Source organism: Tatumella ptyseos ATCC 33301 (assembly GCF_000735525.1).
Classification (GTDB): domain Bacteria; phylum Pseudomonadota; class Gammaproteobacteria; order Enterobacterales; family Enterobacteriaceae; genus Tatumella; species Tatumella ptyseos.
Window position 1 is genome coordinate 123282 of the sequence record NZ_JMPR01000004.1, and the last position, 25536, is coordinate 148817.

Sequence of the window (25536 nt, forward strand, 5' to 3'; positions counted from 1 at the left end):
GCCAGTTACTTCAGATGGGCTGTAACTGTTGTTAAAATGCGCGGGTGCCAGGCGTGATGCCAGGGCGTGGCGGTAGGGTAATCCCCCCGAAAAATCGGTGTGTTCATAAGTAGAATGTTCTACTAACCTGAATTCAGGGGGATTTCTATGAAGCGATCACGTTTTACTGACAGCCAGATCATCGCCATTCTTAAGCAGGCGGAAGCGGGTACTCCGGTTTCTGAACTGTGCCGGGAACATGGCATCAGCAGTGCCAGTTTTTATAAATGGCGTTCAAAGTTTGGCGGTAAGGCGTTGCCGCTTTTCTCCCTGCCGGGATAGCCTCCTTAGCATTTTGCTACTTCCTCATGGCTGGTGCAAGGTTGGGAAGACGGATGATTTTATTGCTGTCATTACGCGAGGGAAGCGGTTCTAATCGTCTTTATCTTTTATTATATCTCCGCTTCCCCTCATACGATATATTCCATTATGGGCAATAAACGAAATTCCCATATTTTTGCTGTTGCTAACCGAAAAAGCTCTATTTTTATCAATGCAGTTTGTTTTTGTCTTCATATCGTCAAAACAAAGCCGATCATAACCATCCGTTTCTTTATATCCGTCACCGAACAACCAGAAAACGATAGTAAAGGAACCATCTGATTCTGGTTTAGGAATGCCATATTTTTCTTTAAGCATATCCTTATTTTCCAGCCACCAGTTTATTTTTCCTTTGTCTGTTAAAGGGAAGTTTTTAACTAAAATATCACTAAAATGACGATCTTCATGTACTGCAACAATGACTATTGGGCGCAACTGCAACCAGGTAACGTAGCCAATCCCGCCAAAGCCAATCAGTAATAGCATAAATAGTATCTTTTTACTTTTTGCTTTCATTGCGCTCACCAGTCATCTCTACAGAGGCTTCCATATTGGTCATGAATGGCCTGAAGCCAAACTGATTGTATCGCTGGAGCACAAACCAGATACGGAAGAAATGGAACTGGCCGAATTTTGTTTTCAGTATGTCGTCGCTATCCAGGCCAAAATGATCCTGAACTTTATAATTCACCACTGCCCGGTAACGGTCATTATCAATCTGTAATGATTTAATTGTAATATGCGCCGCCCATATATCATGAACGGTAATTCCCATCCCGTTAAAACTATCCTGGAATCTGTCGAATTTTGGAAGTTTCCCTTTCAGGATAGCCGTTCTTAACTCATCTTTTTTATGTATTGGGAAGTATTGATTTTCCCAATCTATATTGTTTCTGAATGCTTCTTTCAAGAATAATCGCGTACTATTTTCCTTAGAATTATCTTTAAGCACCTGCTCTTTCAATGCCCGGTCCAGCGAGATATCACGGAAGGGTGTACCGTTGCCGTGCTGCATGTGGGTGATCATCTTTTCGATCAGGTGGCTGTAGGGCCCGTAAAGGGAAAATTTGCGGGATAACGAGCGAAATTCATCAAACAGCATTGCGGCACATTGCTGGCGGGTAATCTTTTCACCCTGGCCGCGCAAATTGCAGCAGAACATGGACTGAGGACGATCCATTGAGGAACGCCGGGTAAGCGTCCAGGGATCAACCCGGTCAGAGATATAATCCAGCCGGTACTGGGATATTAACTGTGCTTCGGTCAGATCGCCGCAGCGCATATCACTCGCACCGTAGTCGTCCATCCATTTTTGGGTTCTGAACAAGGTGAAGGGAAACTGTAGTGCAACCATCGTGACACACTCCTTGTGTTATCGTCCGGCAGGGTTTTCGCAGTGAATAATATGCCGCGACATACGGTAGTGTAAATCCTGCAGTGTCACTTGTTTGTGATTTTCAGATTCCTGCAGAAAGCTGCACCGGGCAGTACATAGTTATACAATTAGCGAGACCCCCGCCATAACGTTAGCCGGATTGGGCCATTACTATCTTCTGAGTACCGTAACGTATAATTGCTGCTACCCGCAGTTACAGACACCGGGCGGTGTCATGTTTCCCGGCAGCATCAACAACTTTAATCGGTGCCAGAAGCTGGCTGGTTCTCAATGTCCGGGCATCAAGGGTACCAATAGCAGGGAAGATGTCGCTTTCCGGAGCAGTTAAAACTCGTTGGCGGTGGTCATCGCTCCATGTCAGATTACTGGCGTGCCACTGGCGGGCGATAGTCTCAAAGGTAAATGCTCCCTCAGCTTCCGATTGTGCCCCCCTTGTGGGTGAGGGTTGCAATGGACGTTAAAATACCTCAGCACACTGCGAAGCCTTGCGGCTACTGGATTTCAGACACAAAAAAGCCACCCTTGGGTGACTTGATTTTGCATACTATTGGTGCGAAGTCCGGACTCGCCAAATCAATCTAATCCACTGAATTAATTAAATATAAAAACATCTAACATTAGTCTATATACTCACTTGTATACTCAATCAATTTTAGTTAGCAATCATTTAAAATCAATGAGTAAAAAAATGCATGCACTCCCATTTTTAGACAATTTCTTCAGCAGGGAGCAACTGAAACTCTCTACTTCAATTGGTCTTAGCTAATACCCCAGGATAGTGTTTCGCAATAATGTCATTCATCATTTCTATCAGCTCCAAACGCTTGAATGTCAGATGGGCTGTTCCCTTCTGAAAGTAGCGGATGCTGAAGTATTCATCCTCGTAAGCATTCTTAGCCGGGTTATCCCGAATATGTTCCATCAATCGGATAGATATATCACCACGGTTGTCAGGTATTGATTTGCCATCAAGTAAAAACAGCATCCGCTCAAGGTCAGCCAACTGATCCCTCCGCCAACCCCAGTTAAGGCTAAAGCCCCAGCGGTTATGAGTTACCAAATTGTTAATGATTATCTTCTTACCAAAGCTGCAGGGGCTATTGGTTTTATAATCCCATGAAAGGCCTTTGAAGACGTTAATGATCCCGCGCTCAAAGACTTCCATTTTGTTCAGATGTAACTGTTCAAAAGTACTGAGAATGTTCGCCTCACTGATAGCAGGAAGATCGCCCTCCTCCAGGTTCTTGTGCCACTGGTCGCGAGCCTGTGCATCCATTAAGGCCATCATGCCGGACTTCAGCATCAAATCGCGCCAGATACTACTGTCGATATTGCGAGTGACGGCAGGCATCGCTTTATCTGCCTTCTCAGTCAGCCAACTATCGTAGCGGTGCCCTGGCTTCATCGCCCAATCTTGCGCTGTACCACCGCCAATTTCTGAGGTTAACCGTGAAATGGCATCAAGCTGTTCAATGAGTTGTTCTATCTGTTTTAGCGCGGAATCGCGTCCAGCGACTACACGTTCGATACTGGTCGAAAGAATGAGCTCATTGTGTTCCGTCAACACGTCGGGTTCTGTTTGCATCGTTAACCGTCCATAAAAGCAAACACGCCTGCCGGGAGTGGCAGGCGCATTATGCGATGAATAAAAAAGGTGGGAAGTTCAGAGGTAAAAATCAGGAATTGGGCTCGAAGAATTCAGGTATTTATTAATCCGGTAGCTCGACGGGCTCTGAGAATATCGGTCGCGGTCAGAAATGGTGTCTGCTCCTGCCATGTAAATTCTTTGCGGTCGATGCGTACCAGTTCATAGCGTTCCACCAGGAAATTCATTGCATCAGCCAGTGTAATACCTGCTTCAATATGCTCTTGGATGGCCGCGTCGTCGTGGAATGGCGTGTCGTTAAGTGTCAGACCGTAATGATGCTCCAGCAGATACGTTAACAGTTGCTGCCACACCTGCACAGGCGACAGACGTGACGAAACCGGCACCATGGCCGGTACAGATGAAATGTGCATAATTTGGGTCCTGATAAAAGAAGAGAGAAGACGTTATTGGGCGGGATAAACAGTGAGGTAAACGTAGCCGCAGCTACTAAGGGTATCAGCTATACAAGTTAGACCTGTAAGCTGAATGGTCATCTGATGTTGCTGCTGTGGATTTAAACATATTTTCTAACTGCTCTATAAACAGTGGGAAAGCATTTTCCAGGCTTTGTAGCTGCTCTGGGCTAAAGCTTCCCGTCAATCCAGCCCTGTCAGCCAGGTAATACAGCCGGTTGCCTTCCTGAACTAATCTTGCGACAAATCGTGGGGTGATATCGCTTTGTAGCCCCCATTCATGAGGTGGTGTGAATGACATGAAAACACTCGTTTAAAGCAAACCCTGCTCAGCAAAAGAAACCACTTCATTCCCAACAACCAAATGATCCAGCACTCGCACTTCTACTAGTGCTAACGCTTTCACTATCCGCTGAGTGATGTGTTTATCCTGCTGACTGATTTCTGTCGTACCTGACGGATGGTTATGAGCCAGAATTACCGCAGCGGCATTGTGTTTCAGAGCCAATTTAACCACTTCGCGGGGATGCACTTCGGTATGGCTAAGTGTGCCGGTAAACAGTGTTTCGCATCCCAGCAGGCAGTGCTGATTGTCGAGATACATCACGATAAAAACTTCACGCTCCTGATGAGCCATCTGTAATTGCAGCCAGGTTTTAGTGAAGCTGGTGGAAGTAAATGGCTCACTCGGTTGACGCTGGTATTTCTCCAGCAGGCGTAACGCCCGACGAATGACGCGTTGCTCGTTTGCAGGAAATACCGGCGATAAATTGAATACAGACATATTTGTCTCCTTAAAATAAAAAGCCTCGCCGGTTTATTGGCAAGGCCTGAGGGAAGGGATTATAAAAAGGTTCATGAGGCAAGCTGCAGCATATTCTCGGCCATCACCCACAGGGCGCGATTGAGCTTCACATCACCGTCGATACCTTTGACGGCACGAGTATGAGCACGCTTACCTTTGGTCGTTCGCCCCAATAACCCGCCTTTAATCAGGTTTTCCTGAATTCGCTGGTAGGTGGTCCAGAGATCGTTGCTCTCATCCTGCCAACGACGCGGGAAAAGGATCTGCGATTCCGTTACCGGCTGATGCTCTTCACCAAAGCGATAGGTTAATGCGGCTTTTGCCATCGCCTGTTGAGCGGGTAGTGGTAACAGCAGCGACTGCATGGCATCACGTTTCTCTTCCACTCGGTCAAATATCCCCAGTACCTCGTAAGCCCCTTCAATGACTTTCTCCACTACGTTACCCTTATGAGGAACACGCACTTCACCAAAACTCTCACCGCAAATCAGCCCATTTTGGCAAACCGATCTAAATAGCCCCGGTAACATCTGGTATGAGCTGGAGCCGTCATGGCTGTTAAGCAGAATAATTTCCGGCACTTGTTTGCCAGTGATTTGGCCTTCGCGGCGCAGGCGCAGCATGTGTTTGGTGTGTTCTAGCTTGCTCTGGTCCCGTACACGGGTCTGGCAGGCAAAGAACGGAAGGAAGCCTTCATGCTGCAGGTTATCGAGAAGGGTTATGGTCGGGATGTAGGTGTATCGGTCACTACGTGACTCATGCTTTTCTTCACTAAAGACACTCGGTACGTAATGCGCCAGTTCATCACGGGTTAGAGGGCGGTCGCGGCGAACGAGGTTTACAGCTCCGAAGCGGCTAGCTAATTTCATGATAATTTCCTTAGATTTTGGGGCAAAAAAACAAAAGCCCCTGCTCAGTGAGGAGGCAGGGGCGATATGCAGGTTCAGTGATCGTTGCAGCAGAAGGCGGCTCAGAAGTTGTCCAGGATCCGTAATATCTGCGCCATCAGGGCCGTTATCAGCGCGGTCACCAGCAGCGTGGCTGCTTCTCTGGCTGCATCTATGCTGTCGTCATCGTGACCGGCCTGACGAAAGCGGATTTCAATAAACTGTCGGGCCTGCTGACCGCCGTACCAGGTCAGAACCTGACCCAAAGCGGTCACCAGCATTTTTAGAAAAATCATAAGGTTTGCTCCGGACTGCCTGACGGCAGTCCGTTGGTGATGTGACGTCTTTTATGGAGGGAGATGAAACGGAGAGACTACTCAGTTATAGGTGTAGCGCCACGCCCCTTTGTCGGTGGTGACTACCACTTCCGAAGCCACGCACTCATTATAAAAATTCACTTTGACGGACTGCCCGTAGCGCAGAGTGATCGGCAGAATGGTTTCCTTGTTAACGGAGGACATAAACTTTTTGTTGTCGATGCGGCAGTTGCCCCGATTAACGTCAATGTTTTCAACTTTCACACTGTCATCCAGCGAGGTGACCACTACAGTGGCGTAGCGTGTTCCGGCAGGATGAACATAATCACTGGTCTCCACTTTTATTGGAGACGTTGGCTCGGCCAGCGCCGAAGCAGACAATAAAAGCAGTGCGGGTATCAACCATTGTTTGATTTTCACAGCGTATTCCTTTTAAGAGTAACGTATCGCCGGAACACGAATATCATCATTCATTACCAGCAACAGAAGGTAAAAACAGGTACAAATCAGAGTGAGGCCTTTGCCACACAGCCGTGTGTGCCAAACTCTGGCAGCACCTTCGCAGCCCCAGCTAGCGTGAAGGTAGCTGGCTTAATACCTTCGCCGGATACCGAGACTTGTTTGCCGTTACGCAACTGTGTCCAGGCCAGCACCAGGTTATTGCTGCCGAGACGACTGCCAGACTCACTGATATCAATGGCCTCTCCACCGTCAATGCTGACCTGAAGGTTTTTATCTTCATCCATACTGACTTCATGCCCACTGGCGTCCGTAAATATGACCGTAGCCGGCTGTGAGCCATAATCCTCACAGGATAAATATAACTGTGACTGACCTTTCCCCTTGATAACAAACTCTGATACGCCTTGGCCCCAACCACTGGACCAAGTGTCCTTATTTCCAAAAGCCTGCGCTATGACCGGAACAAGGCCACAGACCAGCATCAACGCGCTGAGTGATGAATTTTTCATGAATGTATCCTTTTGTGAGTAAAGCAAATTGTCCTGACGGACGGGAATACGGGCTCATTCCCTGATGAGCCCGCTGATATATTGATAATGCGGCAGGGCCTGAATAAATCTCGGGTCCTGACAAATGCGAGTGATATGGCTGTTTCGCACAAAACCGCTGAGGGTCATCACCACATCAGTGATGGCTGAAAGAGTGAACACCTGAATGCGATCTTTCGATACGGCCACCAAGTACCACTCCCCGTCCAGACAGATAAGCCGGTAAGGGGCCACTGCAGACTGCTGATGACCTTGATGCAGAAAGTGAACACGGCGATTACGGATGATGGCCTGAACGATGGCCTGGAAACCACCAAACAACGCAGGTGCCTGACGTGGCGGGGCATTCCAGATAAGGCAGGGGGAATCCTGACCACTGTCGAGCAACACCGACAGCAGCCTGGGATCCAGAGTAGGAAAGTAATGCGCCACGCTGGTTATCCGGGCAAAGCGGAGAATGTCGCTGTTGGTGCGAAAGGGACCCCGGGCATCCAGGAGCCGGAAGCTTCCACGGGAATATTCGATGTCGAGATAACGCAGACGCTCACGCAAGTCGCGCTGAACGGTGCGCTCAGAAACGCCAAACTCCTGAGCCAATTGTCTGACGCTGAGTGATTCGCCCATAAAGAGGCGACTGACCAGGATGGCGAGACGGCTGGCCAACCGATCATAGCGGTGTCCCTGTTCAGACATGTTATGTGCTCCCAGCAGAAAATATTGGTACCAGTCATCTGCTGGCAGTGAAAAATGGATTAGCGGGAAAGACGTTGCTGCCGGAGCCAGGCTACGATGATGCAGGCCGGTATGGTGACCCGGTAAGCCGGACCCGCAATGTCGGAAATCATCCACGCCGAACTGAGCGCAATGGCGACGGGACCGGCAATAACGCACAATGCTCTGGATGCCACCACCACCGTGCCCCAAGTGGCGACGCCTCCCAGTGAGGTAATGACGCTTGCAGACAGTACGGTGGCAAGCTCCAGTGCAGCCAGCGAGGAGGTACGTATGGCTGCCTGAACTGCCATCAAAATGAGCTGAGGGGTGGGGGTGGTTAGGTCGAGTTGCATATTGCGGGAAAAGGTAGCCAGTTCTTCGGATGTCATCTGGTCCAGGCTTTTCTCCAGCACCTTCATCAGCAGGCACAACTCAATGGTCTCGGTGGTGCTTTTCAGGTTGAAGTTCACATCAAGTTTGTCGCAAACATCACCAAGGATTTCTCGATAGGTCACGCCCTGCCCCAGCCTAATCAAACTTACCAGCGTATTGGCCCCGTAACGCTGAAGTTCAGCCGCTATCAGTTGCCAGTAGCGGCGGTGTTCCGGTGCCAGCAGACGGTATTCCGGGGTGCTGGTCAGGCTCTCTGTCCAGCGGATGTCGCCGTCACGAGGGTCAGTGGTCAGAATAGAAACCAGTAGTTGCAGCTCTTCATTGCTGCACTGGCCCAGCAGGTTTAAATCGGGGTCGTTACGGTAGACAGCCATTGATCTTCCTCAGTCAGTGTAGTGAGAGTTCACACTTTAAGGGGGGCTGTGGCACGGATATGTCTTCTGAAATGGTGAGTTTTTACGCGGATGGAGTTGAATGCGACACTGAGTGTCATAGTCCCGTGACAACTACGACTAAAACATACACACTGAGATCGGAAGCTACCGTCATCCATTATGATGATATATGTCTGATTTTATAATGAATTATTGCATTTGTTCGAACAAAGACTGTATAGCCAGATCCATCAGTTCTGATTGGCCCATACTGTGTTTTTTTGATAATTCCTTAAGCATCCTGATGCTTTCTTTGCTCAAGCCGAGAAGTTCGGCAGTCTGTTTTTTATCCGTCTCTTTTCTTTTTTCACGTACCTTCTTTTGTGACCAGGCTTTAGTCAACGAGGTGACTAACTCTTTAAAATTGTCTTCTCTTGTAAGCATATAAAGCTGTGTGATTAATGCGTATTTACTATCACTCTCCGTGAGAGGTTCTAAATCAGCCAGGAACATATTTTTTTTCTTTAAGTAACAAACTGAAAAAGAAACCGACTCTTTGCTTTTCATCAAAGAGGTGACATTGACCTCATGCCTGCATATCTCTTTATCTCTCTTGTAGTTACAGGATAAATGTGAAATCAGAAGATTTATTTCAGTATTTTTGAATGGCAACAAACTTAATAAGGTAAAAATGGATTTATAGCGTTCTTTATGTCCGCCTACGACTCTGGGCAAACAAAATGTATCAGAAATGCATTGAGCTTGCTGCTTACTCCCCACATCACTGTAGAGATGTATATTATCCGCTCTGAGCAGTTTAAACACACCTTTCCATTCGAGCTGCATCAGTTTCCACCAGAAATAGTGGCATGCCTCGATATCATTTTTAAGCCATACAATACAACCATCGGAGAAAGCGTCACTTTCTACATCTTTTACAAGTTTATTTATCTTATAAAAAGGAGATTTTATTTTGTCAGAAGCGACACCCGAACAAATAAAATATATTAATGCCGGGGCGTTATTGGCTATCTGAGGGAAATTTGAGTTTGCTATCGTTATATTTAGCGATATTAATATGCGCCCGAGCATAGACAATGGAAAGGTTGAAAGATATTCCCTTATCAGCATTGGTTCATCTCCTGACAATTCCTGCGCAGATTTGATTCTCATCCTTTTTATACGCTCATCACTCATGTCCAGTTCCTTCTCTCAAGCCTCCTTTTAGGATAACTTAAGCCAAAGTGTTAATGAAGATTTTTCGTGTTAAAAATGATGCCTAATAGAGGAAAAAACAAGGAAAAAACGTTCCATTCATAGCACAAAATTCCTTTAAATACTGGGACTGATGGCACTTTAATGGCATAGTCAATCAACTTCCCCATACAACGTTAACTCCAGAGTGACTGAAGGACTAGCCAGGAGCAGGTTGATGGTGCATGGCCACCGAATGTACACACTTTACATAGCACAAACTGTCGGATTGGTAATATATACCTGATACATCCTTTCTCTCTGTTACGCTTAAAGCTATGGGTTATCTTCATAACCCTTCTGTAATCAGAAATGATTTAATCAAGATAGGTTGAAACATCAAATCTCAGTTTTAATTACCTGACGTATTATTTTTAAGAGTATTTTTTTACAGCTCCAGTCATTGATGTGAAAAACAAACCACTGGAGATTTCAACAATGAACAAAACCTTTAATCCTTTCTGGCAACAACGTATTACCGACACCTTACTGAACGCCCTTAAGGCTTATCCGCGAGTATTAATGCTGAGGGTTGATCTACGACTACCCAATGTTCCAGCAGCTACAGATGCTGCTGTCATCTCCCGATTTATAGACTCTCTGAAAGTAAAGATTGCAATGTACCTGCTTCGTAAACACCGCGAGGGCAACCGAAAACGCATGACCGACCTGCGTTATATCTGGGCAAAGGAATATGGAGAACGCAACGGTAAAAAGCACTATCACATGGTGTTGTTGCTTAATCGCGAAGTCTGGTGTTCCGCAGGCAACTATAACGATCCGGCTTCACTAGCAGGTTTAATCAAACAGGCGTGGTGTAGCGCCTTACGGGTGGGTACTCAGGAGTATGCAACGCTGGCACACTTTCCGGAAAGCCCGGTGTACTGGATTGACCGCGGGAATAAAGAGCAACTACAGGAGGCATTAGTACGGGCTTCATATCTTGCAAAAGACCATACCAAAGTTACCGGTGATGGCGAACGTAATTTTGGATGCAGCCAACGCTGATTTTCCCGTCAAGATTCGCCCCAGCCTATCGAGGCCGATAAGGCGCTCAGATATTTTTTTACTGGCAATCCCTATCTTCTGAAGGAGTACTGGCGTGCAATAGAACTCAACCACGCCGGACTCCTCCCATCATTAATTTTCAGAGGGAGAGATTCCATGGCTACTATCAATAACCCCATTCTTAGTGCTGAAGACCCGCTTATAGACATGACTTTTATCACTACATATACCGGCATGACCGACAAGTGGTTTTATAAACTTATTCAGGACGGAGTTTTCCCAAAACCCATCAAGCTGGGACGTAGCTCACGTTGGTTTAAAAGCGAAGTGGAGAGCTGGATGCAGCAACGCATTGAGGATTCACGGGGGAGCTGTCGCTCCGGCTCGGATTCACACGTTACTCAAAGTAATCCATGTCCAGTTTGGGCACTTTAACCAAACGAGAGGAAACGCCAACCTCGTTTTCAATCATCAAATGAACTAAACGTTCACCATCAACCAGTACCATTCCCTCAACGGAATGGGCAAAATCTCGCGCCTGAGAAGTAAAGCCGGAAGTAGTAATAAATACTCCTCGTTTGGCCTTCTGTCCGGCCAGCGCACCATAGAACGCCTGAAGTTCAGGGCGACCAACAGTGTTCTGCCAGCGCTTAGCCTGCACGTAAACTTTTTCCAGCCCCAATTTATCAAGTGAAATAATTCCGTCGATACCACCATCTCCAGTACCACCTACGCGCTGAAGATCATCCCGATGTCCGCCATATCCCAGACGATGAAGAACATCCAGGACGATAACCTCAAAACGCGCTGGGGATACCTGCAACAAGTTTTCCAGTAACTCATCAGCAACAGCATCCCGTAGCTCTTTTAACGCTTGATCAAGACGATCGTCCGGGCTGCTTTTTGCTAACTCTTCCTGGTTCAGTGCAGCTGGTCTTGGATCAAGATCGACAGCATCTGGCTGCTGTTTTAACTTCACGTTCATGAAATCAAAAGCTAAGTGGTTCACTTGCTCTTCGGTAAGTGGCTGGGTATGGACCTGTACCCATTTAATCCCTTCTGGGGTTAAGCACCATTTTCCTCTAGATAAACTTTGCGATAATCCAGCTCGCTTCAGACGGTCATGTGCCCAGCCTGCCCGGTTTTTATAAACCAACTGACCGCTGGCTATCACTTCTGCTCGCTGATTATCATCAAGATTAAGTGCATCTGCCGCAGCTTCATGCGCATCACGAGCAGGTACGCCATCAGGTTTACCTGCCAGAAAACGGAGAACTGGTTCAATAAATTTATCGTAGGTAGGAACGGCCATATATACATCCCTGATAATGTTTTTATTAGATCTGTTGCGTCAAAACAATCAACTAAAGTCTGTTTAGTTACTTAGCAATTGAGCGCACTTCCAACTGGTGAGGGTATGAACATATACCTCACTGATTTTACTAACCAAGATCAAGTCTCATCTCCACGTCATAAATCAGAAAATATCACCCCAGCCATCTCATCCAACCGCGTTTTGACAACTTCCCACTCCGGCATAACTTGTCCCATCAGACGGTAAAAACGCTCGCTATGATTGTGCTCAGCTAGATGACATAGCTCATGCAAAATTACATAGTCGATGCATTCTCGGGGAGCTTTAACCAAGTTTGTGTTAAGGGTGAGCCGACCGCCAGGAGAACAACTCCCCCACTGTGTTTGCATGGTTAGAACACGCAATGGGGGCGGAGCATTTACCCACAGAGCCTGCTCGAGCATGGCTTCGAGCCGTTTGGCGAAAACATTTTTGGCACGAGTTTTATACCAATCAATAAGAAGCTGCCGGACCTTTTCAGGGCTCTTCTGACGCAAGGTAACTTCCAGCTTTCCGCGCAACATTTTTACGCGTTGTACCCCCGCAGGTTCTTCAATCACCTTCAACAAGTATTGTTTGCCAAGGTAATAATGGCTCTCGCCGCTGATATACTTACGCGGAGTAATGTATTCAAGCTGTCTGCGGAAATCCCTAAGCTGCTGATAAATCCAGCGCCCACGCTTCTTTACTGCCGTCAGAACGGCCAGGTCATCAGCCTCTTCAGGCGCAGAAACCACCACCCGGCAATCAGGGTGCACCTTAATCAACACGCGGCTTGTTGCATAGGGACGAGACTCACGATCAAAGTTGATCCACTCGTCTCCGTAGATAAAGCTCATAGCCTGCGTTTGCGTGTGAATGGGCACAGCTTACACTCCACTCAATCCGACACGGGTAATTTGTACAATCATCTCGACGATCTTCTTCGCCTGGTCCATACCGCCGCCAATGGCTTTACATTCTTTAAACATCAATGGCAGCAACTTTTTCCTGATATCTGCTTCAATGTTCTGCGGGTTTATCGAGTTTTCTGCCACCGAGGTTTCAACTGAACGATCCACATCAAACGCCAGTTTTATCCACTTATCCTGAACTTGTGAATCGGTAATCGAGAAAACCTCAGGCAGCATTTTCTTGAATACGCCAAAGTAAGCCTGAGCATGATGGTTGCCGGCGAATGCATCTGGAATATCATTCAAACGGCGTTCCTGCACCTGCTCTTCAAACTCCCGGAAAAGCATATATTGCTTGAGCGGATGCTCGAATAACTTCTCAGCTTCTTCGATAGCTTGCCGTAATAGCTTAGAGAATGCCTCCTGCGCATAGGGATCATCACGCAGTTCTTGCTCGATCATACGAGTAACACGCGTTTTTATGATGTCGGTTTCGTTACGGGTTTTATCTTCGCTCCACTCCTCTGGCTGCGCTTGCCCCATCTTGTTTACTTCGTAAACACCATCAGGCTCCCGAACTGCTACGCCAACAACATGCTTATCGAGTAACTTTTTGACCTGCTCGGCATACTCATCATAGTCGATACGCTCACCGGCATCTTGCTGCACTAACTGGCGTAAACTGGAGAACTGCTTCACCGTCTCTTTGTAATGACGGCGATCATCTTCACTGAAGCTCTTGTCTTCAAAGAAGGTGGCTGATTGCAATGCAACTTTTAAACAACTGGCAAATTCAGTCAATGCCTCGTAGAAGTCTTCACGTATTTTCAGGTGCACATCGACCAATTCGCCATTTTTTTCTTCAATGCGTGGCACCAATACCTGACGCAGTTGCTCGGTATCTTGCCTGTTCTTCACACCGTCAAAAATCGCCCACAGGTTTTTATAAAGCTGCGGTAAACGTTTGTATTCGGTGCTCATCTGATTATAGAGCCCAGCGAGATCGTCAATCTCATAACCACCCTGAGTGCGGGATGCAAGTTTCTGGTACTTCTCTATGGTGGTATCCAGCTCTTTAAGAATGCCACGATAGTCTATGAGCAGACCGAATTTCTTCTTAGGGTGTAAACGGTTTACTCGAGCTATCGCCTGAATCAGGTTGTGTCCTTTGAGCTGCTTATCGATGTAAAGCACAGCGTTCTTGGGCTCATCAAAGCCGGTTAGCAGCTTATCGACCACAATCAGCAATTTCAGCGAATCGTCTTTATCAAAGCGGTATATCACATTTCTGGTGTAGGATTGTTCATCCTGTTGACCGACATTCTCTTTCCACCATTTAACAACTTCAGGTGCGGTAGATTCATCAACCTCGGTGTTACCTTCACGCGTGTCAGGGGCGCTGATCACCACCGCGGATTCAAACAGCCCGACCTCATCCAGATATTTCTTGTACTTGATGGCAGCGGCTTTACTGTCACAAGCAAGCTGACCTTTTAAACCTTCGTCGATGTTTTTCACGAAGTGATTGGCAATATCTAATGCAATCAGACGAATACGATCGTCTGCGGTGTAGATCTGCCCTTTACTGGCATATTTGCGTTTAAGATCGGTTTTTTGCTGGTCGCTTAATCCTTCGGTGATTCGCTCAAACCAGCTATCGAGAGCACGTTCATTCACATCCAGATCGGGAATGCGCTCTTCATAAAGTAGTGGTGTTACGGCTTTATCATCCGTTGCTCGCTGCATCGTATAAGCATGGATGATAGAACCAAATTTATTGGTCGTTTTATCATCTTTCAGCAATGGAGTACCAGTAAAAGCAACGAATGCGGCTTTCGGCAACGCCTGCATCATGCGGATATGGTTTTCACCACCCTGGCTACGGTGGCCTTCATCAATCAACACAATAATATCTGAACTGGTATTGATGCATTCAGGCTGCCTGATGGCCGTATTAAACTTCTGGATCAACGAGAAGATAATACGCTCAGTGCCCTTACCAATCTGCTCTGCCAAACGCCTACCGGATGTCGCGATCGCCGCTGACTTGTCCCTCTTCCCAGAGAGCTCTCCACTAGAGATAAAGGTACGGCTAAGCTGGTTTTCCAAATCGACGCGGTCGGTAACTACCACAATGCGGCATTGCTTTAAACTTTCATGCAAGATAAGCGCTTTACTCAGAAATACCATCGTCAACGATTTACCCGAACCAGTGGTATGCCAAATAACGCCACCCTCACGGCTACCATCAGGTCTTTTGGTATTGATACGCTCAATCAAGCGTTTGATACCAAAAACTTGCTGATAACGAGCAACAACCTTGCCGACCTTTTTATCAAACAGTGTATAAAAGCGAACCATATCTAGGAGACGTTCAGGCAACAATAGGCTGATTAACAGCTTATCTTGCCCGGTCACTGCCAATTCTCCCGCAGCTACCAAACCTTGGTACCATTCTCTGGCTGCTACCGGTCTGTGACCAAAAAGCTTATCTAGCTGTTCAGGTAGAAGTTTTTGGTTCTTGATGACGTACATTTCAGCATCAGAGAGGTCCTCTTCACGCCAGGTGGCCCAAAATTTAGCCGATGTTCCACAAGTACCATACCGACCATCATGACCATTAATCGATAACAGCAACTGGCTGTAAACAAACAAGCGCGGAATTTCATCGTGCCGCTGATTGCGCAGAGTTTGTGATATTCCTTCACCAATGGTTGGGGTTTTTTTAGCATTACCATCCGGACGTTTTGCCTCAATGACCACCAATGGAATACCGTTCACAAAACAGACAATATCAGGCCTACGGGATCCAACACCGTTAGCGCGCGTTACTGTGAACTCTTCGGTAAAGACAAAGCTGTTATTCTTTGGATGATGCCAATCGATTAAGGCAATAGTTGGGTTCGCCTTTTTACCATCAATAAACTCGGTAACGGAAATCCCATACATCAAGTGGTTATAGAGACGCTCATTGGCAGCGAGTAAGCCCTGATTCAAGGCCGGGCTGTTGACTTCAGCAATCAGATTATCAATAGCCTTGTCAGAAAGAGAATATTCCTGCCCACCAAACGTAAAAGTACGCTTTGCCAGTTGCTCCCTGAGCAGGTGGGTCAACACAACCTGATCGGGTTTACCTGCCCGGGTAGCCAAAGCCTCTTCAGGAGAAAGGTAAGACCAGCCAAGGTTATTCAGCAGCGCCAAAGCCGGAAGCTTAGCACTGTATTCTTCCTGAAATTTTGGGGCATATTGGGTGTTCATTATACTCCCTTATAGTGCTCTATCTCTCTGGAAACCTGACGCTTTCCTTCCTGACGAACTATCCGGAATTTCCGGGTGGTTAAACTTCGAGCAAGCTCGACTTTAGCAATGATGTTGATCAGATCTTCCTTAATTGTACTAACATCCTTATCATATAGCTCAGCCATGGATGCCTGAGTAAGCCACTGCATATCTAACTGAAAGCGACACTCAACACGCGCACGGCCATCGTCGATTTGAAACAACAGGAACTCACCCACCGAAGCTTGCGGTAGATGCTTACCCGTTATTCCGCCTCCATTCTCACCCGGCGTTTACCGGTGAGCAGTTGCTGCATCAGGGCTTTTTTTTCTTGTTCCAAGCGATTGAGTTGTTGTTTTAGAGTTTTGATCTCAGAATCAGCAGTTGAGAGAACAGAAGCAATCTTTTGCTGTTCAGCTATCTCAGGGATAGCTATTTTTAGATTAGAAAAGATAGATATCCAGTGACGTTGATGCCCCCCAATTGTGAAATCAAGCATCTGCATAGCCTCAAATACATATTTGATAGAAATACCCTCTCTTGCCGTAAGTATCTTCATTGCACTTGATTTAGCTTTAAAAGGGAAATCAACAAACTTACTATCTGTTGTGAAGTCATCAAAAATAATCACGGGTAATTTATCTTTATATATACCCTCTGGTTCATTGGTATAACCAAGAATAAATGTTTTCCCAGCCGTAAGAACTGGGGTTTCATAATCATTGTTGTAATCAGTTGACTTTACCAAATAGGGGGTAGGTTGCTTATATTCCAGAAGAGAACCTAACTCTACGCTCTTCCAATCCCCCTTAAATTCCGAGAAACGCCTCTTTCCCGTAAGCAATTTTTGCATCAGTGCTTTTTTTTGCTGCTGGCTTATGGTGAGCAGTTGTTCAGTGGTAGCGATCGCCTTATCCCATGTAGAAAGGATTTGGGCGATTTTTTTCTGTTCGATAAGAGGTGGGAGATTAATCAATATTTCTCCACAATCGGGCACACGCATGTGTGCTACGGTCCCCCCGTTACTAAAATTATCAATCTGCTTTTGACAATACTCACTTGATAATGAGTAAAAAAGATAGTAATTATCAGCTAGATCATTGTTTGCTCTGTACATCATGGTTCTTTGACCTAGGAATACCCCATTATCTTCCTCAAGAATGCCGGCTTCACCAACAGGCGCTTCCCGTGTAAAAATGATATCTCCTCTTTTAGGCTTTCCCCTTTTTACCCATTGTAAGTAGGTTTCTTCTGTTACATAACGCACATCCTGGGTATTTACCCGCCCATTACGGACATTGGTAGTTCGCAACATCTTAAAATTGGTTTTATAATCCACAACAGGCGCAGTTTTGTTTACACAGTCGATGATAGCTTCACAAGCATCTTTGATAGGTATTATTTTCCATCCATTAGGCACCATAGCCCAATTCCTCCAGATACTCCGCCATTTCCACTTCCAGCTCAGCCAGCTGCGCTTGCAGTTGCTTGCGCTCGGCGCGGACTGCCATCAGGTTAATTTCCTGTTCTTCTTCAAAGGTATCGACATAGCGGGGAATATTCAGGTTGTAGTCGTTGTCGCGGATCTCCTGCTGGCTGGCAAGATAAGCATATTTATCGACGTTATCGCCATCACGATAGGTTTTAACTATTTTGGCAATATTATCCGCACTCAACTTATTCTGATTTTTACCCGGCTCATACTCACGACTGGCATCGATAAATAGCACTTTATCGTCAACTTTCTGCTTTTTGAAAATCAGAATAGCTGCAGGAATACCGGTACCAAAAAATAGTTTTTCGGGTAACCCAATCACTGCATCCAGCAGGTTTTCTTCAATCAGCTTCTGACGGATTTTGCCTTCGCTTGAACCACGGAACAGCACGCCATGAGGGACTACAACCCCCATACGCCCAGTTTTAGGCTTCATGGTTTCGATCATATGCAGAATAAAGGCGTAATCACCCTTAGTCTTTGGTGGCATGCCTCGACGGAAACGACCAAACTTATCGTTTTCCACGTCATCGTGCCCCCACTTATCGAGCGAGAACGGTGGGTTAGCGGTAACCACATCAAACAGCATTAAATCGCCATTTTTATCCAGCAGTTTGGGGTTACGAATGGTGTCGCCCCACTCAATTTTGTGGTTATCCTCACCATGCAGGAACATGTTCATTTTCGCCAGCGACCAGGTTGAGCCGATGGCTTCTTGGCCATAGAGCTCATACTGTTTAGAATCATGATGCTGTACTACCTTACGGCCACATTTCATCAACAAGGATGCAGAACCACAGGCTGGATCGCAAATAGTGTCGCCAGTTTGAGGATCCAACAGTTCCGCCATCAGTTCAGACACTTCCGGTGGGGTATAGTACTCACCCGCCTTCTGACCACTGTTGGCGGCAAACTTACCGATCAGGTATTCATACGCATTACCGATTACGTCCAACCCGCCCACGCGGCTAGGCTTAAGATTCAGCTCTGGATTAGCGAACTCCACCAAAAGCTCTTTGAGGATCCCGTTCTTTTGTTTCTCTTCGCCAAGTTTATCGGTGTTGAAAGTAATGTCCTGGAAAACGCTTTTCCCGGCATCTTTCAGCTTGGTGCCGTTAGCTTCTTCAATGGCGTGAAGCGCCTCGTCGATACGCTCGCCGTTGCCAGGTTCATTACGGCGTTTGTAAAGCGCATAAAAACTGGCCTCTTTTGGCAGAACGAACCGTTCGTTCTTCATCATCTCTTCGATCAGTTCCGGCTCATCGCCATACTCTTCTTTGTATCCATCATAGTGATCCTGCCATACATCAGAAATATACTTCAGGAACAACATGGTAAGGATAAAGTCTTTATAGGTATCAGGACTGATGGTGCCACGGAAGATATCGCATACGCCCCACAGCACCCGGTTAATACGGTCTTGATCGATTTTGTTGCTCATAACCTATTTATCCTTAAGTAATTTTTGCAAAATACCAAGCTCAAGTTGGTGGCGGTTTTTTTGTAACTTGCTGATAAATTTATCTTCTTCCTGCCAGACTCGTTGGAGCTCAATAAGTTGTCGTTGGGTATGCACCGGTGGTATAGGAATCTCCACATCCAGCAATGCCGCTTTAGTAATAAGCTGGATGTTGGTACCACTGCGATTAAACATTTGCTGTGTCACGGGATGGTTAAGTACCCAACACAGATATTCAGGAGCTATCTCGCGCTCTTCCCTTCGAAGGGTAATGATCAGAAACTGGCTGGTAGCTACTACTGGGATATCACTGCTATAGACAACCGCAACGTTCCGGTTCCCCCTGGCGGCAACGACGATTTCACCTTGTCTTAGGAAAGGTGGTTCAACACGTTGCTCCCAACTAATCGCCGGTAAAGCGTCATAATCTCTCTGCCAATCCAGCTCAAGGTCCTTAATCTGTAATATGCGTACATTTCCATCAGCCACCGGTTCGACAGCCCCCCGGAACGTATAGCCTGAGCGAATATCAGCCAAATCACCTATCTTGTATAACTTTGTTGGCATAATGGCCTCAGTTAAGTGCATCATCACTGATGCACTAATCTTAAAGAGGATAAAAAGGGCTTAGCTATGAGCTCATGAAGCCCTTATTTTGATAATTCACGCCTGCATAACTTTATATGTGAAGCGAGAGTAATATTACCAAAACCAGAACAGCCCAATGAATTTACGCAGCAACTTAGTGAGCGATAATGAACCTTGTAAAGCCATAATGTTAGCATCAGACGCTGCCGGATTTACTTCTGTTGTTACGCTAAGTGTAATAATCTGCTTTTGCAAATCGTAAGAAACTTGATAAAATGCCATGGATTCGATCTCCTATCCTAGTTTAGACGCTTCGGGTTTGAGGTTCGCGAAAGGCTGGAACCAATCGCACAAATCACTCTTCTCTGTACGACCGCTACTGTAATAAAAGTGAGTTGATGCACTTATATTTGCTCAGGCTGATATCAAAGTCAACAAGTTTTTTATGTACAGTAGCAGCTCTACAGAAGAACGTTATCCCCTAAGAAGCTGTGATCGTTAATGGCTTAATTATTCTAATGCATTGTTTTAATTGAATATTTAACTGTTCCTTATGTTTTTAAAATCAAATGCACTGACTCCTTTCTCCCGATTTGCATCAAGATAATCCGCCCACCACTGAAGCATCAATCTACGCTCGTCCAAATGCTCAGCCTTATGAATATACGCAGCTCGCACAGAGTTACGCTCCATATGGCTCATCTGCCGCTCAACCGCATCCCTAGACCATAATCCTGACTCAATCAGCGAACTACAGGCCATTGTCCTGAAACCATGCCCACAAACCTCTACTTTTGTGTCATAACCCATAACACGAAGTGCCTTGTTCAACGTGTTTTCACTTATCGGTTTACGAGGGTTGTGATCTCCAACGAAAACAAAATCGCGCTCGCCGCTAATCTTGTGAACCTGTCTGAGGATTGCTAAAGCCTGATGAGATAATGGCACCAAATGAGGTGTGCGCATCTTTGAACCCCGGTGTGAGTGCTTTACCCCTTCGATAGCTTCTCGTTCAGCCGGTATCGTCCACATTGCCGTTTCAAAATCTATTTCAGACCAACGAGCAAAGCGCAATTCGCTAGAGCGAATGAATATCAACAAGGTGAGTTCAACGGCCAGGCGGGTCAACAGGCGTCCCGTGTAACAGTCAATTCGGTGGAGTAGTTCAGGTAGGCGTTTCAGCTCAAGTGCAGGTCGATGGATACGGTTGCTGGAAGCAACTGCCCCAGCCATCTCTTGAGCCGGGTTGTAATCAATCAAGCCACTTTGGACGGCATAACGCATGATGGCAGTTGTTCGTTGCTGAAGACGAGAAGCGACTTCAAAGCGACCTGTAGCCTCAACGACTTTAATGGGGGCAAGCAGGTCGCGAGTCTTTAGCTCTTCGATACTGCGCTTGCCAATTGCAGAGAACAGATTGTCTTCCAGACTCTTCAGCACCCGTCGGCTATGTTCTTCTGACCATTTTTTATTTGCGGCATGCCACTCTCTGGCAACGGACTCAAAGGTAATATTTTCTTTCGCCTGTTCTTCTTTCACCGCACGTTTGTGTTCGCGAGGATCGATTCCAGCAGCAACAAGCCTTCTGGCCTCTTCCCTCTTTTGACGAGCATCAGCTAATGACGTTTCAGGATAAACTCCAAACGCCATTAGGTGCTGCTTACCACCAAAACGAAAGCGGAACCGCCAGTATTTTGAACCGTTAAGATGAATAAGCAAAAACATGCCATCCCCATCGACAAGGGTGTATTCCTTTTCCTGCGGTTTTGCAGAACGCACTTTGATATCTGTCAGAGCCATAAAAGTTCTCCTTCCATGTGCCGCTGTGAGTATACAACCATTATCGAACCAGCATATATACTCGGTTCTATACTCACAAGCGACTTGATGTGGGTTGACTCAGATTGACTTCTGTTGAAAGGAAAATCGCGTAAAGCCTTGTGTATCGCGGATTTCAGGCACAAAAAAAGACGTCCATTGACGTCTATTGATGTTCCGATGGTGCCGAAGGCCGGACTCGAACCGGCACATCTTTCGATGGTTGATTTTGAATCAACTGCGTCTACCGATTTCGCCACTTCGGCACTGAAGGGTATGCGGAAAACAACGGGATTATACCCTGAGTGGTGGCGGGTGCAAGATGATTCCATTAGGTAACGCGTTAATCGCTGGAAAAACAAACACTCCGGCTTTCGTTACAGGCCCGGATGGGCATCGCTCTCCCCCTTTTATCACCCTTTTTGTCCTGCCGGAATAGCAATAATCTCTGATATGTCCGGGGTCTTTGGTCTTTACGTCCCGGTTTTTGGGCATTCCGTCCCGCAATACGGGGCCCGAAGGGCTTCAGCCGTTTAGCGAGCAGTGGCCGGTGATCAGCCCCGGGAGTACGTCCGGGTGGTTTGTGTTTGCCGGCGGGTAATCCCTGGCGGGCCCGGCGGTAATGCCCGGGAAGAAATCCTATTTTGCCGCGCGATAGCCAGGGGAACAGAAAAAAGGAACTAATCCGAAGCAATAACAGACTAAACTGAGTACCGGAAATAAAAGATAAGCAAAATGAGGCTGTATTAATGAATAAATCGACACGCACCCCTTTACTGGCTATGGGCCTGATTACCGCTCTGGTGAGTGCTTCCGCCTGTGCTTCAAGCTGGCAGGATAAACTGAGCAGCACAGCGTCGGATCTCATGGATTCCTCTTCAGCCACCAGCGGTAAAAGTACCGGCGCTGAAAGCGGCTTATCCTTATCCTCTATCACCGGTTTACTGGCTGGCGGTAATAAAGCAGTGAGTTCCAACAGTATGAGCAACGCCACCGGGATCCTGCAGTACTGTGCAGAGAACAACCTGGTAAAAAATAATGTTTCTTCAGTCACCGACCAGCTGAAAAGCAAACTGGGCCTGACGGATACCAGCGCACAACAGAAGCAGACCGGTTATCTGGAAGGGCTTCAGGGTCTGCTGAATACCGGTAATAATCAGCAAATCAGCCTGAAAAACCTGAGCAATACCGCGATGGGTGAAAAACTGAAAACCAAAGCCTGTAACGTGGTTCTCGATCAGGGTAAAAAATACCTCGGCATGTGATCCCTCGTCAGTGCAGGCCCTGCCTGCACTGAGTTTATTCCCCCTGTTTTATCCCTTTGCTGCTCTGTTCACGCTTTTCTGTTACCGTTTTGCATTAGGTGTCGAAGCAACTTTCGCTCCTGCCCGCACTGTGCATCACACTATACTGTGCCCCGCGCAGGCGAAAAAATGACTTATTGAGTCTCCTTGCCGGTAACCGGAAAACAGCGGTCCCCGGTGTTCTGAACATTCGAGGGTTTTATGCAGGAACTTATTAAGGCTATCGGGCTGGGGCTGGTGGTATTATTACCGCTGGCCAATCCGTTAACCAGCGTGGCATTGTTCCTCGGCCTGTCCGGCGGGATGAATTTCAGCGAGCGCAACCGTCAGGCATTCCAGGCCTCAGTCTATGTTTTTCTGATTATGATGATGGCGTGGTATGCAGGAAATGCAGTGCTGGATACCTTCGGTATCTCTATCCCCGGGCTGCGTATTGCCGGAGGGTTGATTGTGGCATTTATCGGCTTCCGGATGCTTTTCCCGGTGCAGAAACTTCACGATACCCTGGAGGTACAGCATAAGCAGGAAGAGATAAAAGCCGCTGAGCCTAATGACTCGCAGGTCAATATCGCCTTTGTGCCGATTGCGATGCCGGGTACCGCCGGGCCTGGCACCATCGCGATGATTATCAGTACCGCGTCCACCGTAAAAAGCGGGGATTTTCCGGTCTGGGTGTTACATGTCGCTCCGGTGATCACCTTCCTGCTGGTGGCCCTCCTTCTGTGGTTATGCCTGCGCAGCTCCGGAGCGATTATGCGTCTGGTCGGCAAAGGCGGTATTGAAGCGATTTCGCGTCTGATGGGCTTCCTGCTGGTGTGTATGGGCGTACAGTTTGTGATTAACGGTGTGCTGGACGTTGCCACTCATCTGAGCTGAATCCGGTCCCCGGCATCGCGGGGCCTTCATACGGTACCCGCGTGCTTAGTGTCGCGGATCGACAGGGATATTATGGCTCCCGCTGAGCCATCCTGCTGACAGAAATCCCATTCCTTTAACGCCTGCTGCTTCCTGCTCCGGCCGCGGGACGGCTGCATTGATAAAGTGCAGATCGTGATAGCCCCCGTCAATTCCCTGCAGGAAACCGGGTATATTTTTCAGGTGTCTCTGACTATAGTTTGAGAAACACCGGCCGGAGAGCCTTGTGAAGGCCGTCCTTCCGGGGCCGACGGTGTAAAAGATAACACCGATTGGATCATCACCACCGACAGTGAGATGATAAAAAGACTCACGCTAACCCCAGAGATTAACATCGAATGACTGCACCTTTACTCATCGCCCGCACCCGGGAACTGACCCTGAACCTGCTTCCGGCCCTTGCCAACCGCCACGGACTGATCACCGGCGCGACAGGCACCGGGAAAACGGTCACCCTGCAAAAAATGGCGGAATCTTTTTCTGCCATCGGCGTCCCGGTCTTTATGGCCGATGTAAAAGGTGACCTCAGTGGGATTGCGAAAGCCGGAGTCAGCAGCGAAAAGCTACAGGCCCGGCTGGATAACATCGGCGTCACCGACTGGCAGCCGCAGGACAACCCGGTCGTGCTGTGGGATATCTTCGGTGAACAAGGGCATCCGGTCCGTGCCACAGTGTCGGACCTCGGGCCGTTGTTACTCGCCCGGCTGCTGAACCTGAATGATATTCAGTCCGGCGTGTTACAGATAATCTTCCGGATTGCCGACGATCGCGGCATGTTATTGCTGGATTTCAAAGATCTGCGTTCGATGGTGCAATACATCGGTGATAACGCAAAATCCTTCACTACCGAATACGGCAATATCAGTACAGCATCGGTCGGTGCCATCCAGCGTGGCCTGCTGGCTCTCGAACAACAGGGGGCAGAGTATTTCTTTGGTGAGCCGATGCTGGATATCCGTGACTGGATGCGTACCGATGCAGAGGGACGCGGCATCATTAATATCCTCAGCGCCGAAAAGCTCTACCGGATGCCAAAACTGTATGCCACCAGCCTGCTGTGGATGCTGTCTGAACTGTATGAGCAGTTACCGGAAGTCGGGGATGCAGAGAAACCGAAGCTGGTGTTTTTCTTCGACGAAGCCCATCTGCTGTTTGATGATGTCCCGGCCGTGCTGCTGGAAAAAATCCAGCAGGTGATGCGTCTTATCCGCTCCAAAGGGGTCGGTGTCTGGTTTGTGACCCAGAACCCGTCGGATATCCCGGAAACGGTACTGGGGCAGCTCGGTAACCGTGTACAGCATGCCCTGCGGGCCTTTACCCCGAAAGATCAGAAGGCGGTAAAAGCGGCGGCCACGACAATGCGCCCTAACCCGGCCTTTGATACGGAAGAAGCCATCCGTAACCTGGGCACCGGCGAAGCCCTGATCTCTTTTCTGGATGAAAAAGGCAGCCCGTCCGTCACCGAACGGGCGATGGTGATTGCGCCCGGCTCCCGTATGGGCCCGCTGACCGCCGACGAACGTAACGGCCTGATCAACCACTCTCCCCTGTATGGTAAATACGATGAAGTCGTGGACAGAGAATCCGCCTATGAATTGCTGCAAAAAGGGATACAGTCGGCAGGTGATCAGAGCCATGCGCCTGCGGCAAAAGGCAGTGCCGCAGGTGAGGAAAATCCGGTCATCGACGGCCTGAAGAAAATTCTGTTCGGCTATACCGGGCCACGGGGCGGCCGGCACGATGGTGTGGTTCAGACCATGGCAAAAACCGCCACCCGGCAGGTCACTAACCAGATCCTGCGTGGCGTGCTCGGCAGTCTGTTTGGTGGCAGGAAGTAATCCGCAAATCCCGT

General features: G+C 47.6%; 25 protein-coding genes, 1 tRNA gene and 3 pseudogenes. 6 read left to right on the forward strand and 23 right to left on the reverse strand.

The window, feature by feature from the left end:
* Nucleotides 1–147: 147 nt before the first annotated feature.
* Nucleotides 148–288: pseudogene (locus GTPT_RS00620) on the forward strand (transposase); the annotation flags it as partial.
* Nucleotides 289–411: 123 nt separating this feature from the next.
* On the opposite strand, the gene GTPT_RS00625 reads toward GTPT_RS00620, so the two are convergent.
* The 14 genes and pseudogenes from GTPT_RS00625 to GTPT_RS00680 form a co-directional block, all read right to left on the reverse strand.
* Nucleotides 412–876, reverse strand: coding sequence for a DUF943 family protein (locus GTPT_RS00625; RefSeq protein WP_029989640.1), 465 nt, complete (start codon nt 874–876; stop codon nt 412–414).
* Nucleotides 860–1714, reverse strand: coding sequence for a YPO3983 family protein (locus GTPT_RS00630; protein WP_029989642.1), 855 nt, complete (start codon nt 1712–1714; stop codon nt 860–862). Before GTPT_RS00630 ends, GTPT_RS00625 begins: the two co-directional genes overlap by 17 nt.
* Nucleotides 1715–1873: 159 nt before the next feature.
* A pseudogene (locus GTPT_RS17240) lies at nt 1874–2183 on the reverse strand (phage integrase central domain-containing protein); the annotation flags it as partial.
* 321 nt (nt 2184–2504) lie between these two features.
* Nucleotides 2505–3341, reverse strand: a complete 837-nt coding sequence (locus tag GTPT_RS00635) for a DUF4942 domain-containing protein (RefSeq protein ID WP_029989644.1) — start codon at nt 3339–3341, stop codon at nt 2505–2507.
* Between the two features lie 113 nt (nt 3342–3454).
* Nucleotides 3455–3775 carry a TA system toxin CbtA family protein gene (locus GTPT_RS00640; protein ID WP_029989646.1) on the reverse strand — a complete coding sequence of 107 codons (321 nt, stop codon included), beginning with the start codon at nt 3773–3775 and terminating at the stop codon, nt 3455–3457.
* A 33-nt stretch (nt 3776–3808) separates the two neighbouring features.
* Nucleotides 3809–4118 (reverse strand): annotated as a pseudogene (locus tag GTPT_RS16845) (type IV toxin-antitoxin system YeeU family antitoxin).
* A 12-nt stretch (nt 4119–4130) separates the two neighbouring features.
* Nucleotides 4131–4601, reverse strand: coding sequence for a RadC family protein (gene radC, locus GTPT_RS00645; protein WP_029989648.1), 471 nt, complete (start codon nt 4599–4601; stop codon nt 4131–4133).
* A 71-nt stretch (nt 4602–4672) separates the two neighbouring features.
* Nucleotides 4673–5494 carry a DUF932 domain-containing protein gene (locus tag GTPT_RS00650; protein ID WP_029989649.1) on the reverse strand — a complete coding sequence of 274 codons (822 nt, stop codon included), beginning with the start codon at nt 5492–5494 and terminating at the stop codon, nt 4673–4675.
* A 98-nt stretch (nt 5495–5592) separates the two neighbouring features.
* Nucleotides 5593–5805 carry a hypothetical protein gene (locus GTPT_RS00655; protein WP_029989651.1) on the reverse strand — a complete coding sequence of 71 codons (213 nt, stop codon included), beginning with the start codon at nt 5803–5805 and terminating at the stop codon, nt 5593–5595.
* 81 nt (nt 5806–5886) lie between these two features.
* Nucleotides 5887–6246 (reverse strand): hypothetical protein, encoded by a 360-nt coding sequence (locus tag GTPT_RS00660; RefSeq protein ID WP_029989653.1) that lies wholly within the window; start codon nt 6244–6246, stop codon nt 5887–5889.
* An 86-nt stretch (nt 6247–6332) separates the two neighbouring features.
* Entirely contained in the window at nt 6333–6797 is a 465-nt protein-coding gene (locus GTPT_RS00665) for a hypothetical protein (RefSeq protein ID WP_029989654.1), read from the reverse strand.
* A gap of 54 nt (nt 6798–6851) precedes the next feature.
* Nucleotides 6852–7529 carry a helix-turn-helix transcriptional regulator gene (locus GTPT_RS00670; RefSeq protein WP_029989656.1) on the reverse strand — a complete coding sequence of 226 codons (678 nt, stop codon included), beginning with the start codon at nt 7527–7529 and terminating at the stop codon, nt 6852–6854.
* Nucleotides 7530–7588: 59 nt separating this feature from the next.
* The gene (locus GTPT_RS00675) at nt 7589–8317 is read right to left on the reverse strand and encodes a DUF3944 domain-containing protein (RefSeq protein WP_029989658.1); all 729 of its coding nucleotides are present in this window, start codon (nt 8315–8317) and stop codon (nt 7589–7591) included.
* A gap of 210 nt (nt 8318–8527) precedes the next feature.
* Nucleotides 8528–9514, reverse strand: a complete 987-nt coding sequence (locus GTPT_RS00680; RefSeq protein ID WP_038010629.1) for a hypothetical protein — start codon at nt 9512–9514, stop codon at nt 8528–8530.
* Nucleotides 9515–10009: 495 nt separating this feature from the next.
* On the opposite strand from GTPT_RS00680, the gene GTPT_RS00685 reads away from it, so the two are divergent.
* Nucleotides 10010–10579 carry an inovirus Gp2 family protein gene (locus tag GTPT_RS00685; RefSeq protein WP_029991143.1) on the forward strand — a complete coding sequence of 190 codons (570 nt, stop codon included), beginning with the start codon at nt 10010–10012 and terminating at the stop codon, nt 10577–10579.
* A 156-nt stretch (nt 10580–10735) separates the two neighbouring features.
* Nucleotides 10736–11014 carry a helix-turn-helix transcriptional regulator gene (locus GTPT_RS16850; protein WP_071780142.1) on the forward strand — a complete coding sequence of 93 codons (279 nt, stop codon included), beginning with the start codon at nt 10736–10738 and terminating at the stop codon, nt 11012–11014.
* Here GTPT_RS16850 and GTPT_RS00690 read toward each other — a convergent pair.
* From GTPT_RS00690 to GTPT_RS00730, 9 genes are all read right to left on the reverse strand, one after another.
* On the reverse strand, nt 10977–11891 hold the full coding sequence (locus tag GTPT_RS00690) for a restriction endonuclease (RefSeq protein ID WP_029991145.1): 915 nt from the start codon (nt 11889–11891) through the stop codon (nt 10977–10979). The two genes, GTPT_RS16850 and GTPT_RS00690, sit on opposite strands and share 38 nt — an antisense overlap.
* Nucleotides 11892–12049: 158 nt before the next feature.
* Nucleotides 12050–12772 (reverse strand): M48 family metallopeptidase, encoded by a 723-nt coding sequence (locus GTPT_RS00695; protein WP_029991147.1) that lies wholly within the window; start codon nt 12770–12772, stop codon nt 12050–12052.
* A gap of 30 nt (nt 12773–12802) precedes the next feature.
* Entirely contained in the window at nt 12803–16084 is a 3282-nt protein-coding gene (locus GTPT_RS00700) for a type I restriction endonuclease subunit R (RefSeq protein WP_029991149.1), read from the reverse strand.
* Between the two features lie 286 nt (nt 16085–16370).
* Entirely contained in the window at nt 16371–17528 is a 1158-nt protein-coding gene (locus GTPT_RS00710) for a restriction endonuclease subunit S (protein WP_071780143.1), read from the reverse strand.
* Entirely contained in the window at nt 17518–19041 is a 1524-nt protein-coding gene (locus GTPT_RS00715; protein ID WP_029991154.1) for a type I restriction-modification system subunit M, read from the reverse strand. The genes GTPT_RS00710 and GTPT_RS00715 overlap by 11 nt, the downstream gene beginning before the upstream one ends.
* A gap of 3 nt (nt 19042–19044) precedes the next feature.
* Nucleotides 19045–19626 (reverse strand): restriction endonuclease subunit S, encoded by a 582-nt coding sequence (locus GTPT_RS00720; RefSeq protein WP_029991155.1) that lies wholly within the window; start codon nt 19624–19626, stop codon nt 19045–19047.
* 135 nt (nt 19627–19761) lie between these two features.
* Nucleotides 19762–19929, reverse strand: coding sequence for a hypothetical protein (locus GTPT_RS17375; RefSeq protein WP_156022699.1), 168 nt, complete (start codon nt 19927–19929; stop codon nt 19762–19764).
* Nucleotides 19930–20187: 258 nt separating this feature from the next.
* Nucleotides 20188–21447, reverse strand: coding sequence for a tyrosine-type recombinase/integrase (locus GTPT_RS00725; protein ID WP_029991156.1), 1260 nt, complete (start codon nt 21445–21447; stop codon nt 20188–20190).
* Nucleotides 21448–21646: 199 nt separating this feature from the next.
* A tRNA-Leu gene (locus GTPT_RS00730) sits at nt 21647–21731 on the reverse strand.
* 483 nt (nt 21732–22214) lie between these two features.
* On the opposite strand from GTPT_RS00730, the gene GTPT_RS00735 reads away from it, so the two are divergent.
* The 3 genes from GTPT_RS00735 (at nt 22215) to GTPT_RS00745 (ending at nt 25522) form a co-directional block, all read left to right on the forward strand.
* A complete protein-coding gene (locus GTPT_RS00735; RefSeq protein WP_025903918.1) occupies nt 22215–22730 on the forward strand; it encodes a YjjA family protein in 516 nt (171 codons plus the stop codon).
* 240 nt (nt 22731–22970) lie between these two features.
* On the forward strand, nt 22971–23645 hold the full coding sequence (locus GTPT_RS00740) for a MarC family NAAT transporter (RefSeq protein WP_029991157.1): 675 nt from the start codon (nt 22971–22973) through the stop codon (nt 23643–23645).
* Between the two features lie 377 nt (nt 23646–24022).
* Nucleotides 24023–25522 (forward strand): helicase HerA-like C-terminal domain-containing protein, encoded by a 1500-nt coding sequence (locus tag GTPT_RS00745; RefSeq protein ID WP_029991158.1) that lies wholly within the window; start codon nt 24023–24025, stop codon nt 25520–25522.
* Nucleotides 25523–25536 lie beyond the last annotated feature (14 nt).

Bases quoted from the DNA above. Each gene is read 5' to 3' on its own strand.
- GTPT_RS00625 (WP_029989640.1), bottom strand. From the start codon at position 876: ATGAAAGCAAAAAGTAAAAAGATACTATTTATGCTATTACTGATTGGC.
- GTPT_RS00630 (WP_029989642.1), bottom strand. From the start codon at position 1,714: ATGGTTGCACTACAGTTTCCCTTCACCTTGTTCAGAACCCAAAAATGG.
- GTPT_RS00635 (WP_029989644.1), bottom strand. From the start codon at position 3,341: ATGCAAACAGAACCCGACGTGTTGACGGAACACAATGAGCTCATTCTT.
- GTPT_RS00640 (WP_029989646.1), bottom strand. From the start codon at position 3,775: ATGCACATTTCATCTGTACCGGCCATGGTGCCGGTTTCGTCACGTCTG.
- radC (WP_029989648.1), bottom strand. From the start codon at position 4,601: ATGTCTGTATTCAATTTATCGCCGGTATTTCCTGCAAACGAGCAACGC.
- GTPT_RS00655 (WP_029989651.1), bottom strand. From the start codon at position 5,805: ATGATTTTTCTAAAAATGCTGGTGACCGCTTTGGGTCAGGTTCTGACC.
- GTPT_RS00665 (WP_029989654.1), bottom strand. From the start codon at position 6,797: ATGAAAAATTCATCACTCAGCGCGTTGATGCTGGTCTGTGGCCTTGTT.
- GTPT_RS00670 (WP_029989656.1), bottom strand. From the start codon at position 7,529: ATGTCTGAACAGGGACACCGCTATGATCGGTTGGCCAGCCGTCTCGCC.
- GTPT_RS00675 (WP_029989658.1), bottom strand. From the start codon at position 8,317: ATGGCTGTCTACCGTAACGACCCCGATTTAAACCTGCTGGGCCAGTGC.
- GTPT_RS00680 (WP_038010629.1), bottom strand. From the start codon at position 9,514: ATGAGTGATGAGCGTATAAAAAGGATGAGAATCAAATCTGCGCAGGAA.
- GTPT_RS00685 (WP_029991143.1), top strand. From the start codon at position 10,010: ATGAACAAAACCTTTAATCCTTTCTGGCAACAACGTATTACCGACACC.
- GTPT_RS16850 (WP_071780142.1), top strand. From the start codon at position 10,736: ATGGCTACTATCAATAACCCCATTCTTAGTGCTGAAGACCCGCTTATA.
- GTPT_RS00690 (WP_029991145.1), bottom strand. From the start codon at position 11,891: ATGGCCGTTCCTACCTACGATAAATTTATTGAACCAGTTCTCCGTTTT.
- GTPT_RS00695 (WP_029991147.1), bottom strand. From the start codon at position 12,772: ATGAGCTTTATCTACGGAGACGAGTGGATCAACTTTGATCGTGAGTCT.
- GTPT_RS00700 (WP_029991149.1), bottom strand. From the start codon at position 16,084: ATGAACACCCAATATGCCCCAAAATTTCAGGAAGAATACAGTGCTAAG.
- GTPT_RS00710 (WP_071780143.1), bottom strand. From the start codon at position 17,528: ATGGTGCCTAATGGATGGAAAATAATACCTATCAAAGATGCTTGTGAA.
- GTPT_RS00715 (WP_029991154.1), bottom strand. From the start codon at position 19,041: ATGAGCAACAAAATCGATCAAGACCGTATTAACCGGGTGCTGTGGGGC.
- GTPT_RS00720 (WP_029991155.1), bottom strand. From the start codon at position 19,626: ATGCCAACAAAGTTATACAAGATAGGTGATTTGGCTGATATTCGCTCA.
- GTPT_RS17375 (WP_156022699.1), bottom strand. From the start codon at position 19,929: ATGGCATTTTATCAAGTTTCTTACGATTTGCAAAAGCAGATTATTACA.
- GTPT_RS00725 (WP_029991156.1), bottom strand. From the start codon at position 21,447: ATGGCTCTGACAGATATCAAAGTGCGTTCTGCAAAACCGCAGGAAAAG.
- GTPT_RS00735 (WP_025903918.1), top strand. From the start codon at position 22,215: ATGAATAAATCGACACGCACCCCTTTACTGGCTATGGGCCTGATTACC.
- GTPT_RS00740 (WP_029991157.1), top strand. From the start codon at position 22,971: ATGCAGGAACTTATTAAGGCTATCGGGCTGGGGCTGGTGGTATTATTA.
- GTPT_RS00745 (WP_029991158.1), top strand. From the start codon at position 24,023: ATGACTGCACCTTTACTCATCGCCCGCACCCGGGAACTGACCCTGAAC.